Origin of the sequence: Streptomyces sp. 3N207, assembly GCF_052246355.1 — a bacterium.
Lineage (GTDB): Bacteria > Actinomycetota > Actinomycetes > Streptomycetales > Streptomycetaceae > Streptomyces.
Window position 1 is genome coordinate 1 of the sequence record NZ_JBQQBV010000019.1, and the last position, 12,665, is coordinate 12,665.

Consider the following 12,665-nt stretch of genomic DNA (forward strand, 5'->3'; position numbering starts at 1 on the left):
CCGCGCACCTGGATGCGCGGGCCGGGGCCGCTCTTCCATGCCGGGCCGGCCGGGCCGGCCGGGCCGGCCGGGCGCGGAAATTCATATGACGCGCCGCCGGTCACGCCCTACCGTCGTGGGTGTGAACGAACGCACCTCCCGGTGCGCAGACGACGGTTACTTCTTTGGCAGAACAGGTTCGAATCCTGAAACCCGTCGTCGCATCCGATCTCGGGAGGCGTGCTCGGCACACGCCGGAGCGCCCGGTGCGTGGACGACGGTTACTTCACTTTCCATGAACCGGCCCGTCGTCCGTCCTCAGTCCTCGGGCGCTTCCGGAATGCCGCACGCCTGCTTTTCCCCGAGGCGCATGCCGTTCCACGCACTGTGCAGGCAATTCGGGGGAATCATGAGCAAGTTCAACAAGCAGCACACGCATGCGCGCAACGCGCTCACCGTCACCCACGAGGGTGGCAAGGCGTACGTACGGGATGCCAAGTCCGAGCTCGTACTGCTCGCCGTGGTGAACATGGTCGGTGAGGACACCTTCTACGAGTCGGCCGCCGACCGCGACAACCGGTACGCGGACCTCGTGCACACCGTCGCCGTCGAGGACGGCCCCTGGACGGCCCGCTTCGTGGCGTGGCTGCGTGACGAGGCGCAGATGCGCTCCGCCTCGCTGGTCGCCGCCGCGCACGCCGTCTGGGCGCGGCTGGCCGAGGGCAAGCACGGCGACAACCGCGAGATCGTGGCCGCCGCCTGCCGACGCGCCGACGAGCCGGGCGAGTTCCTGGCCTACTGGACGGCCACGTTCGGCCGCGCCGTTCCCAAGCCCGTCAAGCGGGGCCTCGGCGACGCGGTGCGCCGGCTCTACAACGAGAAGGCGCTGCTGAAGTACGACACCGACAGCCACGCCTTCCGGTTCGGCGACGTGCTGGAGCTGATCCACGCCGCGCCCGACCCGGACAAGCCGTGGCAGGGCGAGCTGTTCCGGCACGCGATCGACCGCAGGCACGGCCGCGACGCGCAGATCCCCGAGGCACTGCCGACGGTGGCGGCCCGCGCCGAGCTGATGGCGGTCCCTGCCGCCGACAGGCAGTACGTGCCCACCCGGTCGGAAGGGCCCGCCGTTCTCGCTCGCGCCGGAATGACCTGGGAGGCGCTGGCGGGCTGGCTCCAGGGCCCGATGGACGCGGCGGCGTGGGAGGCCGTGCTGCCCTCGATGGGGCTGATGGCCCAGCTGCGCAACCTGCGTAACTTCGACCGCGCCGGTGTCTCGGACGAGGCGGCGCAGCAGGTCCTCGACCGGCTGCGGGACCCGGAGCAGATCGCCCGCTCCCGGCAGTTCCCGTACCGCTTCCTGTCCGCGTACCGCGCCGCTCCGTCGCTGCGCTGGGCGCACGCGCTGGAGCAGGCACTCGCCGCCTCCACCGCGAACGTCCCGTCGCTGCCCGGCCGTACGCTGCTGCTCGTCGACTCCTCGGGCTCCATGCAGGGCTCGGTCTCGGCACGCTCCAGCGTCACGCATGCGGACGTGGGCGCGCTGTTCGGCGCCACGCTCGCACACCGCGGTGAGCAGGTGGAGATGTACGGGTTCGCCAACGGGCACTTCCGGCACGAGCTGCCCCGGGGCGGCTCGGTGCTCCCGGCCATCGAGGCGTTCCGCTCCCGGCTGGGTGAGGTCGGGTACGGCACGGAGACGGTGGCGGCGCTGCGGGCGACCTTCGACGGCCACGACCGGGTCGTGATCGTCTCGGACATGCAGGCGTTCCACTACCCGGGGAACGGAGCGCGTGGCGTCTCGGTCTCCGAGGCGGTGCCGGCCTCCGTGCCGGTGTTCGGCGTCAACACCTCCGGGTACGCGCCGTCCGCGCTGGACACCTCGCGGCCCAACCGCTTCGAGATCGGGGGCTTCTCCGACAAGCTGTTCACCATGATGGCGATGCTGGCCGAGGGCGAGGGGGCCGTCGGGTGGCCGTGGGAGAGCGGCACGTAGCCCCTGAGGGGCGGCATGGAGTGCAGACGATGACATGCAGGTCTGTCGTCTCGCTCGTGCCGTCCCTCACCGGGACACGGGGAGCAGCGCTCCGCTGACCAGCCCGCGCACGGTCCGTACGGCAGCCGTGGCCCAGGCAGCCACCAGCAGTGCGTACAGCCCTGTTGCCAGCCAGCCGAAGGCATCGGCACCGGTGTGCCGCCACACTGCCGCGGCTCCGGTCACACAGGTGCCAACGGGAAAGGTGAAAGCCCACCAGGTCAGGGAGAAACGCATTCCCTGCCGCGCGGCCCGCACCACCAGCGCGGCGGACAGCGCGAGCCACAGCAGGGCGAAACCGAGCACCGGCACCCCGTACAGCACCGACAGCGCCCCGAAGGAGCCGGGCTCGATGTCGGCAAGGTTGCCCAGCGCTGTCGCCGACTGCCCCAGCGGGCCGAGGACGAGGAAGAGCACCGGCGTCCTCGGCACCGGCAACGGGCCGTCGTGCAGGAGCCGCGCGAAGACCAGCGGCAGGATCAGCAGTGTTGCCAGCAGGCTCATCCCGAAGAGCGCGAAGGAGCCCAGCAGCATCGTCTGCCTCGGCTGCCCCGCGGGCAGCTGCGCCGCCAGCGGCGGGCCGAGCGCCGCGGAGACCATCGGCGCCACCACCGGCAGCAGCCACACCGGGCTGGCGCTGCCCGGCCGCACATCATGCCGGGTGATCATCAGATACGGCACGGCCACCGTCGCCACCAGCCCCACCGCCGTACCGGCCGCCCACAGCGCCGCATCGATGCCCACGGCCCCCGGCACCCGGAGCGCCAGTGCCCCGCCGCCCACGGCCAGCAGCGCCATCGCCAGGCAGCCGTAGAACGGGGCCACTTCCGGATCGAGCAGCTGGGCGCGGGCCCGGTCCCGGTGCCGCAGCCAGTGCCCGGCGCGGGCCACCAGCAGCACCAGCAGCCCCGCCGCCGCCAGCGTCCATAGGCCGTCCAGCACGGCGTGCGGCGGCTGGACGGGCAGCGTGGTGCCGGCGGCGGGGACGATGGCGGTGCCCATCACCGCCGCGTACCAGTTCGGGCCCAGCGCGCGCAGCCGGGCGGGGGCGGAAGCGCTCAGTTTCGCGGCCGGGGCCGGGGTCGGGGCGCCGGTGGTGGCGCGTACGGATGCGGTCATGTACTCACGCTCGTCCCGGGCGGGCCGAACGGCCAGAGAGCGTGCCCCTATGAGGGCATAAGCTGGGCCTATGAGTGAAGCGGAGGGTGTGCCCGGTGGGCTGGCACACCGGGTGCCGGACCTGGGGGCGCTGGAGCTGTTGCTGGCCGTCGCCCGGCTCGGCAGCCTGGGACGCGCTGCCCGCGAGAGGGGCGTGAGCCAGCCCGCGGCCAGCGGCCGTATCCGCTCCATGGAACGGATGCTGGGCGTCACCCTGCTGGAGCGCTCACCGCGCGGCTCGCGGCTGACGGCAGCCGGCGTGCTGGTCACCGACTGGGCGCGGCGCATCGTGGAGTCCGCCGAGTCCTTCGACGCGGGCGTCAGTGCGCTGCGCGACCGCCGCGACTCCCGGCTGACCGTCGCGGCTTCCATGACGATCGCGGAGTATCTGCTGCCCGGCTGGCTGATCGCGCTGCGGACCGAGCGGCCGGACACCGCCGTCTCGCTGCGCGCGGGCAACAGCGCGGCCGTGGCCCGTATGGTCCTGGACACGGAGGCCGACCTGGGCTTCGTCGAGGGGCTGGGGGTGCCGCCCGGGCTGGACGGTACCGTCATCGCCCGTGACCGGCTGCTCGTCGTCGCGGCCCCCGGCCACCCGTGGACCCGGCGCCGCAAGCCGGTCGGGCTGCACGAACTGGCCGCCGCCGGGCTGGTGCTGCGCGAGCCGGGCTCCGGTACGCGGCAGGTCCTGGACGCCGCGCTCGCCGAACACGGCGGGCTGGCGCCGCCGCTGCTGGAACTGGCCTCCACCACGGCCGTCAAGGCGGCGGCAGTCAGCGGCGCGGGCCCCGCCGTGCTCAGCGAACTGGCGGTGGGCGAGGAGCTGTCGGCGCGACGGTTGACCGAGGTCACGGTGGCCGGGCCCGAACTCGGCCGCGCGCTGCGGGCGGTCTGGCCCCGCGGATCAAGACCCACGGGGCCCGCACGTCAGCTGCTGGCCCTCACCCGCTGACGCCGGATGCCGCCGCGCTGACCAGGGCCTGCATCAGCCGGAGGTCCTCGCCTGCCTCCGGGTGCCACTGGACGCCCAGTACGAAGTGACCGACGGTGCCCGGGAGTTCGAGAGCTTCGACGGTGCCGTCGTGGGCTGCGTGTGCGGTGGCGACGAGGCCCTCGCCGAGCCTGTCCACCGCCTGGTGGTGGTACGTCGGTACGGAGACGGTCGCCTCGTCCTCCAGCACCTTGGCGAGCAGGGTGCCGGGGACGGGGGTGACGTCGTGGGGGGTGAAGACGCCGGGGGCGCCGCGGTGCGCTTCCGTGGTGGGCATGTGCTGGACGAGGCTGCCGCCCAGCGCGACGTTGAGGATCTGCATGCCCCGGCAGACGGCCAGCAGAGGAATGCGCCGGGCCAGTGCCTCGCGGGTGAGGGCCAGCTCCCAGGCGTCGCGTTCGGGGTACGCGGGACCGGTGCGCGGCTCGCGGTCGGCGCCGTAGCGGGGCGGGTCGATGTCGGGGCCGCCCGCCGTGACGAGGCCGTCGAGGCGGGAGAGGGTGTCCGCTGCTGCCGCGGGGTCGTCGTCGGGCGGGAGGAGCACTGCGCGGGCGCCGGCCTGCTGCGCCATGCGGTGGTAGCCGGCCGGCAGGAGCGCTGCGGGCAGGTGCCAGTCGCCCCAGCGGGCCGAGGCTTCGAGGTAGGTGGTGATGCCGATGAGGGGTGGTGCCACGGTTCTCCTTCGCGGAGGGCGCATTGGGCGCGTGTTGGTGCGGTGCGTTGGCTTCTGCGGGTGCGTCGTGGCTGTGGGGGCACCTCCCGGCCGGAGGCTGGGGGAGCAGTTCCCCGCGCCCCTTACGGGGCGCCGCAAGTCCTAGTCCTTCAGTTCTTCTTCCGCCTTGGCCAGTGCTGCGAACTCTTCCTCCGGGGCCGCTGCCACCAGATGGTGCCGGGAGTAGAGGGCGAAGTAGGCGATCGCGACCGCGTAGACGGCCAGGGCGATCAATGCTGCCTGCTTGTCGACCAGGAAGGTGGCCACCAGCGCTGCGAGGGCCAGGACCAGGGCGACGGAGGACGTCAGTACGCCGCCCGGGGTGCGGTAGGGGCGGTCCAGGTGGGGCTCACGCTTGCGCAGCACGATGTGGGAGAGCGACATCAGCGCGTAGGAGATGGTGGCGCCGAAGACCGCGATGTTCAGCATCGTCGCGCCGTCCCCGCTGCTCGCGGCGAGGGCGAAGCCCAGCGCTCCGGGCAGCAGCAGGCCGAGGTAGGGCGCCTTGCGGCGGCTGGTGAGGGAGAGGAAGCGGGGCAGATAGCCCGCCCGGGAGAGGGCGAAGAGCTGGCGGGAGCCGGCGAAGATGAGGGAGAAGAACGAGGCGACCAGACCGGCCAGCCCCGCGTAGTTGACGACGCGGGAGAGCGCGGTGGCCTTGCCGTCCGGCTCCAGAGCCTCGACCAGCGGGTTGCCGACGTCCTGGATGGCCGCCGAGCCCCGCGCCCCGGTGGCGGTCACGAAGGTGAGCAGCGCCAGCAGCAGCAGAATGCCCATCGACCAGGCCATGGCCTTCGGCAGCGTACGGGCGGGATCGCGGGTCTCCTCGGCGGCCAGCGGTACGCCCTCGACGCCGAGGAAGAACCACATGCCGAACGGGAACGCCGCCCAGATGCCGAGCAGGCCGAACGGCAGCCAGGAGCCGGAGCCGAAGGCGCCGTGGTCCACGGGGATATCGTTCAGCGCGCTGGTGTGGAACTCGGTGAGGGCGCCGAGGACGAACACCAGCAGCGCGGCGACCGCGATGGCGGTCACGATGAGCGAGAAGCGCAGTGCCTCGCCGACGCCCCACAGGTGGACGCCGATGAAGAGGGCGAAGCACACGAGGTAGACGGGCCAGCTGGACTCCAGTCCGAACAGGCCGAGGGATTCGATGTAGTCGCCGATGAAACAGACGATGGCGGCCGGTGCGAGGACGTACTCGATAAGGATGGCGGTACCGGTCAGGAAGCCGCCCCACGGGCCCAGGGCGCGCCGCGCGAAGCCGTATCCGCCGCCTGCCGTGGGCAGGATCGCGGACAGCTCGGCCAGCGCGAAGACCATGCAGGTGTACATCAGGCCCATCAGCACGGCGGCGACGGCCAGTCCGCCGAAGCCGCCCTCGGCCAGCCCCGCGTTCCAGCCGGAGTAGTCGCCGGAGACGACGTAGGCGACCCCGAGCCCGGTCAGCAGCAGGGGACCGGCGCTGCCGCGCCGCAGCGTACGGCGCTCCAGATACGCCGCGTCCGGATCGGGCCGCGCGGCCTGGCCGTCCGGGGGGCCCGAGGTGCTCGGGGTGCTCGGGGTGCTGTCCCGGGTGGGGGACTCGGACTGTTCGGTCATGGGCCACACTCCCGCGGTCATCCATTGGTGTGCTGGCATACCTTTGTGGCCGGAGGCGGCCGGGCGCAACCCTTGTGCGTGAAGGAGCTGTAACCGCAACCGGCATTGCACGGCATAGAGGGGCATACTGGACAGGCCCCCTCCGTTGCCCGTATCCGCCCTACGTCAGGAATCCCCGCAGCAGTGAGGCCGTACCCGCGCAGTGCTCGCGGGCGATGGCCCGGGCGCCCTCGCCGTCCCGCTCCAGCACGGCGGCCACCAGTGCCGCGTGCTGCTGCTGGGCGTGCTCCAGGTTCCGCACCAACAGCGGGATGCGGTTCAGCAGATCGTTGAGCTTGGCCCGTACGGCGGCGTACTGCGCGGTCAGCGAGGGGGAGCCGGCCAGCTCCACCAGGGTCAGATGCAGCAGCGTGTCGCGTCTGCGGTAGTCGCCCGGCGTCGCTTCACGGGTGGCGTCCAGCGCTTCCCGCAGCCGGGCGGCCTGAGCCGCGGACAGCCCGCGGGTGGCGCACAACTCGGCGGCGCCCGCCTCCAGGACCTCGCGGAAGGTGAGGGTGTCGGCCAGGTCAGGCGCCCCGGCCGGCAGCCGTACCCGTCCCAGTGCTGCCTCTTCGGTCTCGCCGTTGACCGGCTGGGGGAGTACGAAGGTGCCGCCGTACCGGCCGCGCCTGCTCTCCACCACGCCCTGCTCGGCCAGCACTTTGAGCGCTTCGCGCAGGGTGACGCGGCTGATGCCGAGCCGTTCGGCCAGCTCCCGCTCGGCGGGCAGCCGCTCGCCCTCGGCGACCAGGCCCAGCCGGACGATCTGAAGGATCTGTTCCAGCGCCTCTTCGAAGCCGTTGCCCGCGTGTACGGTACGCAGCACCGTGGCCAGCCTGTCGTCCTCCGGCATGGAACCCCTCCCGTTTCGATGACCCTGACCCTCTTCCGTTTCAAAGGTCTGCACGGCTACCTTATGGCTTCCGCGGACCGACAGGAGGCCCACTCGTGGCAGATCGCACACCATCGCTCGCCGTGTCCGAGCTGAGGAGACTCGTCGACGCGGGCGAGATCGACACCGTCGTCCTGGCCTTCACCGATATGCAAGGACGCCTCCAGGGAAAGCGGTTCGCCGCGCCCTACTTCCTCAACGACGTACTCGACGGCGGCACCGAGGGATGCAACTATCTGCTCGCCGTCGATGTGGAACTCAACACCGTCGACGGCTACGAGATGTCCTCCTGGGAGCGCGGTTACGGCGACTTCGCCATGCACGGCGACACCGCCACCCTGCGCCGCATCCCCTGGAACCCCGGCACCGCGCTGCTCACCGCCGATCTGGCCTGGCACGACGGCTCGCCCGTCGTCGCCTCGCCGCGGCAGATCCTCCAGCGCCAGCTCGACCGGCTCGCCGAGCGCGGCTGGCACGCGTATGTGGGCACCGAGCTGGAGTTCATGGTCTTCCAGGACACCTACGAACAGGCTTGGGACAGCGCCTACCGGGGCCTGACCCCCGCCAACCAGTACAACGTCGACTACTCCATCCTCGGCACCGGACGCGTCGAGCCCCTGCTGCGCCGCATCCGCAACGAGATGGCCGCAGCCGGCATGGTCGTCGAGTCGGCCAAGGGCGAGTGCAATCTGGGCCAGCACGAGATCGCCTTCCGCTACGCCGACGCGCTCACCACCTGTGACCAGCACGTCATCTACAAGACGGGCGCCAAGGAGATCGCCGCGCAGGAGGGCCAGGCGCTCACCTTCATGGCCAAGTACGACGAGCGCGAGGGCAACTCCTGCCACATCCACCTCTCGCTGCGCGACGAGGAGGGTCGCGCCGTCCTCGCCGACGAACAGGGCGAGCACGGCATGTCGCCCCTGATGCGGCACTTCCTGGCCGGACAGCTCGCCGCGCTACGGGAGTTCACCCTGCTGTACGCGCCGAACATCAACTCCTACAAGCGCTTCCAGCCCGGATCCTTCGCCCCCACCGCCGTCGCCTGGGGACCCGACAACCGCACCTGCGCGCTGCGCGTCATCGGCCACGGCCACGGGCACCGGCTGGAGAACCGGGTACCGGGCGGCGACGTCAACCCCTACCTGGCCGTCGCCGGAATGATCGCGGCCGGGCTGCACGGCATCGACAACAAACTGGAGCTCCCGGCGCCCTGCACCGGAAACGCCTACACCGGTGACGCCGCGCACGTACCCACCACACTGCGTGAGGCCGCCGCGTTGTGGCAGGAGAGCACGCCGGCCCGCGAGGCGTTCGGTACCGAAGTGGTGGACCACTACCTCAATATGGCCCGGGTGGAACAGCGGGCCTTCGACACCGCTGTGACGGACTGGGAGCGCTACCGCTCCTTCGAACGCATGTAAGTCTCCCGAGCGCAGGTAAGGACTTCACCGCAGTGCAGCACGAGCAAGAGGAAACCGCCGGAACACCGGCCGAAAAGCTCGAGGTCGTCAACCCGGCGACGGAGGAGCTGATCACCACCGTCCCCGTCACCACCCCCGAGGAGGTCGACCGCGCGGTCGGCCGGGCCGTAGCGGCGCAGACGGCCTGGGCCGCGCTGCCGCCCGCCGACCGGGCCCGGCTGCTGCGCCGGTTCGCCTCCGTGGTCGACGGGCACATCGAGGAGCTCGGCGTCCTGGAGATGCGCGAGGCCGGGCACCCGCTGGGCAACGCCTGCTGGGAGGCGAGCAACGTCCGCGACCTGCTCGACTACTCCGCGGGCGGCGTCGAGCGGCTGACGGGGCAGCAGATCCCGGTGGCCGGCGGCGTCAACCTCACCTTCGCCGAACCACTGGGCGTGGTCGCCGTCATCGCGCCGTGGAACTTCCCCATGCCGATCGCCGCCTGGGGCACCGCGCCCGCGCTGGCGGCCGGTAACGCGGTGCTCCTCAAGCCCGCCGAGAGCACCCCGCTGACCGCACTGCGGCTGGCCGAGCTGGCGCTGGAGGCCGGGCTGCCCGAGGGACTCTTCCAGGTGCTGCCGGGCGAGGGGCCCGTCACCGGTACCGCGCTGGTCGAGCATCCGCGCGTCGCCAAGGTCGTCTTCACCGGCTCCACCGCCGTCGGCAAGCGCATCATGGCCCAGTGCGCGGCGTCCGTGAAGCGCGTGACGCTCGAACTCGGCGGCAAGAGCCCCAACATCGTCTTCGCCGACGCCGACCTGGAGCGCGCAGCGGCCACCGCGCCCGGCTCCTTCCTCGACAACACCGGCCAGGACTGCTGCGCCCGCAGCCGCATCCTCGTCCAGCGCACCGCGTACGACCGGTTCCTGGAACTCCTGGAGCCGGAGGTGCACGCCTTCCGGGCCGGCAACCCCGCCGACAGCACCACCTCCATGGGGCCGCTCATCTCGGCCCGCCACCTCGAGCGCGTACGCGGATACGTACCCGAGGACACGCCCGCACTCATCCGCGGCAGCGTCCCCGAAGGACCCGGCTTCTGGTACCCCGCCACCGTGCTGGAAGGCGCTGCGGGGGAGCGGGCCGCGGTGGAGGAGGTCTTCGGCCCCGTCGCCGTCGTCATCCCCTTCGACGACGAGGACGAGGCGGTACGGCTCGCCAACGACACCGACTACGGGCTCTCCGGCTCCGTGTGGACCCGCGATGTCGCCCGCGCCCTGCGGCTCTCCCGCGGGGTCGCGGCCGGGAACCTCTCCGTCAACTCGCACAGCAGCGTGCGCTACTCCACCCCGTTCGGCGGCTACAAGCAGTCCGGACTCGGCCGCGAGCTCGGCCCCGACGCGCTCGCCGCCTTCACCGAAACGAAGAACGTCTTCATCAGCACCGAGGAGAGCCAGTGAGCGCCACCGACTCCGAGACCGTTGTGTGCCGTCGCCTGGTCGGGCGTACGGCCGTCGTCACCGGCGCGGGCAGCGGCATCGGTCTTGCGACCGCCCGCCGCCTCGCGTCCGAGGGAGCCCATGTCGTCTGCGCCGACGTCGACGACGAGCGCGGGGAGGCTGCCGCCGCGGAGACCGGCGGCCTGTACGTCCAGGCCGACGTCACCGACCCCGAGCAGGTCGAGGCGCTCTTCCGCACCGCGAACGAGACGTACGGCTCCGTCGACATCGCCTTCAACAACGCGGGCATCTCGCCGCCCGACGACGACTCCATCCTGGAGACCGGACTGGACGCCTGGCAGCGCGTGCAGCACGTCAACCTGACGTCGGTGTATCTGTGCTGCAAGGCCGTACTGCCGTACATGCGGGAGCAGGGCCGGGGCTCCATCATCAACACGGCGTCGTTCGTGGCCGTGATGGGCGCCGCCACTTCGCAGATCAGCTACACCGCATCCAAGGGCGGGGTGCTTGCCATGTCGCGCGAACTCGGCGTCCAGTTCGCGCGTGAGGGCATCCGGGTCAACGCGCTGTGCCCCGGGCCGGTCAACACCCCCCTCCTCAAAGAACTCTTCGCCAAGGACCCTGAGCGGGCACAGCGGCGGCTGGTGCATGTGCCCGTGGGGCGGTTTGCCGAGGCCGAGGAGATCGCGGCGGCGGTTGCGTTCCTGGCGAGCGACGATGCGTCCTTTGTGAACGCCGCGGAGTTCCTGGTCGACGGCGGCATCGCAGGCGCCTACGTCACACCTCTGTGACCGCCGCCTCCATTACTTGAGGGCTCCGCGGGCCGCCTCCGTCTGTTGGGGGGCTCCGCCCCCAAACCCCCGGTCCTCGCCGGACCGGCGTTGGGGCGGAGCCCCCGACACGACCTGTCGGCGGCAGCCGAAAACGAAACGAGGCGTGCCCCCCCCACAAGCGACGGCCCCCTCATGGCGTACCCCCTCACACGACGCGCTCCGCGCAATTAGATGTAGCGTGCACAAAGTCACTGTCGATCACACAGGAGGGGCGCCAAAAATGCGCAGCAGATCCGTCCTGACCACTGTCACCACGGCCGCGGCCCTCGCCGCAACCCTCACACCCGCCGCCCCAGCCCAAGCGCACACCGCCCACAAGGCGAAAGTGGCCACACAGGATTGCCCGCGACTTTCAGCGAAGCTGACATGGCACGGGGACAACCGCGCCAAGCTGCAACGCACCATCGACGAACGCGGAAAATGCTCCGCCCATCGGCGGGGCGGCAAGCACGGGGCCCGCCCGGTGGCCGCGTTCGACTGGGACAACACCATCGTCAAGAACGACTCGACCGACGCCACCATCGCCTGGGCCCTCAAGCACGACAAGATCCTGCGCCCCAAGAACTGGGCGGACACCAGCAAGTGGCTCACCCCTGCCGCCGACCGGGCCCTCACGAAGGCGTGCGGCACCGACGTACACGTAGGGCACCCCCTCCCCACGTCCAGCAACGCCGCGTGCGCCGACGAGATCCTCCAGGTGCGCGGCGAAGCCGAGACGATGAGCGGCGAGAAGGCGTTCGCGGGGAACTGGAACCACCGGCGCACCGTTCCCGAGTACGCCTGGGTCCCACAACTCTTCGCGGGGCACACAATCCAGGAGCTCCGCACCTACGCACGGGCCGCCCGCGACGAAGCCCTGGCGGCGCCCGTCGGCAGCGAGCAGAAGGTCGGCACCCACACCGTGCCCGCCTACAGCCGCTACTACGAGCAGCAGAAGGATCTCCTCCGTACGCTCAAGAAGGCCGGGTTCGACGTCTATATCGTCTCCGCGGGCTCCGAGCCGGTGGCGGAGGAGTGGGCGAGCGGCGTCGGTATCGACCGCAAGCACACCCTCGCCATCCGCAGCGTCGTCGAGCACGGCAGGATCACCCCCTGGACCGAGGGCTGCGGCGGCATGCCCCGCAGCAAGGGCGAGGTGATCCCCTACAACGAGGGCAAACGCTGCGTCATCAACCAGGACATCTTCGGCATCAAGGGCGCCCGGGCCTGGCAGCAGCAGGACTGGCGGCACCGCATCGCGATCGGCGGCGGTGACGCGGACACCGATGTCACCTTCGTCGGTGACGCCACGGGCACCCACCTCGCGCTCAACCGCAACAAGCCGGAGCTCATGTGCCGGGGCTACGACGACGCCGACGGTCGCTGGGCGGTGAACCCGATGTTCATCGAGCCGCTGCCGCGCAAGAAGGAGCCGTACCCGTGCGCCACCGAGGGCTTCACCAACCCTGACGGTTCGCTCGGCCCGGTGCGCAGGAGCGACGGTTCGATCATCCGGGACCAGGAGGACACCGCCTACGGCGAGGAGGCGTAGCAAAGGAGGCGTAGCAGGGGCACCCCGCGGGGT

Annotated in this window: 10 protein-coding genes; 6 read left to right on the forward strand and 4 right to left on the reverse strand. The window is 71.4% G+C overall.

The window, feature by feature from the left end:
• Positions 1 to 388 precede the first annotated feature (388 nt).
• Positions 389 to 1,975, forward strand: a complete 1,587-nt coding sequence (locus ACTWP9_RS26075; protein ID WP_443248717.1) for a TROVE domain-containing protein — start codon at positions 389 to 391, stop codon at positions 1,973 to 1,975.
• Between the two features lie 66 nt (positions 1,976 to 2,041).
• Here the strand turns inward: ACTWP9_RS26075 and ACTWP9_RS26080 are convergent, their stop codons facing one another.
• A complete protein-coding gene (locus ACTWP9_RS26080; protein WP_443248718.1) occupies positions 2,042 to 3,133 on the reverse strand; it encodes a TDT family transporter in 1,092 nt (363 codons plus the stop codon).
• A gap of 70 nt (positions 3,134 to 3,203) precedes the next feature.
• Between ACTWP9_RS26080 and ACTWP9_RS26085 the strand changes: the two genes are divergently transcribed.
• Positions 3,204 to 4,124 (forward strand): LysR family transcriptional regulator, encoded by a 921-nt coding sequence (locus ACTWP9_RS26085; RefSeq protein WP_443248719.1) that lies wholly within the window; start codon positions 3,204 to 3,206, stop codon positions 4,122 to 4,124.
• On the opposite strand, the gene ACTWP9_RS26090 is transcribed toward ACTWP9_RS26085, so the two are convergent.
• The 3 genes from ACTWP9_RS26090 to ACTWP9_RS26100 all read right to left on the reverse strand — a co-directional run bounded on the left by ACTWP9_RS26090 (position 4,114) and on the right by ACTWP9_RS26100 (position 7,369).
• Complete coding sequence (locus tag ACTWP9_RS26090; RefSeq protein ID WP_443248720.1) at positions 4,114 to 4,836, reverse strand: gamma-glutamyl-gamma-aminobutyrate hydrolase family protein; 723 nt, start codon at positions 4,834 to 4,836, stop codon at positions 4,114 to 4,116. The two genes, ACTWP9_RS26085 and ACTWP9_RS26090, sit on opposite strands and share 11 nt — an antisense overlap.
• Before the next feature lie 141 nt (positions 4,837 to 4,977).
• Positions 4,978 to 6,477, reverse strand: coding sequence for an ethanolamine permease (gene eat / locus ACTWP9_RS26095; protein WP_443248721.1), 1,500 nt, complete (start codon positions 6,475 to 6,477; stop codon positions 4,978 to 4,980).
• 160 nt (positions 6,478 to 6,637) lie between these two features.
• The gene (locus ACTWP9_RS26100) at positions 6,638 to 7,369 is read right to left on the reverse strand and encodes a FadR/GntR family transcriptional regulator (protein WP_443248722.1); all 732 of its coding nucleotides are present in this window, start codon (positions 7,367 to 7,369) and stop codon (positions 6,638 to 6,640) included.
• A 95-nt stretch (positions 7,370 to 7,464) separates the two neighbouring features.
• On the opposite strand from ACTWP9_RS26100, the gene ACTWP9_RS26105 reads away from it, so the two are divergent.
• The 4 genes from ACTWP9_RS26105 to ACTWP9_RS26120 all read left to right on the forward strand — a co-directional run bounded on the left by ACTWP9_RS26105 (position 7,465) and on the right by ACTWP9_RS26120 (position 12,632).
• Positions 7,465 to 8,832, forward strand: a complete 1,368-nt coding sequence (locus ACTWP9_RS26105; protein ID WP_443248723.1) for a glutamine synthetase family protein — start codon at positions 7,465 to 7,467, stop codon at positions 8,830 to 8,832.
• A 32-nt stretch (positions 8,833 to 8,864) separates the two neighbouring features.
• The gene (locus ACTWP9_RS26110) at positions 8,865 to 10,268 is read left to right on the forward strand and encodes an aldehyde dehydrogenase family protein (protein ID WP_443248724.1); all 1,404 of its coding nucleotides are present in this window, start codon (positions 8,865 to 8,867) and stop codon (positions 10,266 to 10,268) included.
• On the forward strand, positions 10,265 to 11,059 hold the full coding sequence (locus ACTWP9_RS26115; protein WP_443248725.1) for a 3-oxoacyl-ACP reductase: 795 nt from the start codon (positions 10,265 to 10,267) through the stop codon (positions 11,057 to 11,059). Before ACTWP9_RS26110 ends, ACTWP9_RS26115 begins: the two co-directional genes overlap by 4 nt.
• 262 nt (positions 11,060 to 11,321) lie before the next feature.
• Entirely contained in the window at positions 11,322 to 12,632 is a 1,311-nt protein-coding gene (locus ACTWP9_RS26120; RefSeq protein ID WP_443248726.1) for an HAD family hydrolase, read from the forward strand.
• The last annotated feature ends 33 nt before the right edge of the window (positions 12,633 to 12,665 follow it).

What these genes read in the sequence shown, in the direction of transcription:
- ACTWP9_RS26075 (WP_443248717.1), top strand. Translation starts at nt 389, where the DNA reads ATGAGCAAGTTCAACAAGCAGCACACGCATGCGCGCAACGCGCTCACC.
- ACTWP9_RS26080 (WP_443248718.1), bottom strand. Translation starts at nt 3,133, where the DNA reads ATGACCGCATCCGTACGCGCCACCACCGGCGCCCCGACCCCGGCCCCG.
- ACTWP9_RS26085 (WP_443248719.1), top strand. Translation starts at nt 3,204, where the DNA reads ATGAGTGAAGCGGAGGGTGTGCCCGGTGGGCTGGCACACCGGGTGCCG.
- eat (WP_443248721.1), bottom strand. Translation starts at nt 6,477, where the DNA reads ATGACCGAACAGTCCGAGTCCCCCACCCGGGACAGCACCCCGAGCACC.
- ACTWP9_RS26100 (WP_443248722.1), bottom strand. Translation starts at nt 7,369, where the DNA reads ATGCCGGAGGACGACAGGCTGGCCACGGTGCTGCGTACCGTACACGCG.
- ACTWP9_RS26120 (WP_443248726.1), top strand. Translation starts at nt 11,322, where the DNA reads ATGCGCAGCAGATCCGTCCTGACCACTGTCACCACGGCCGCGGCCCTC.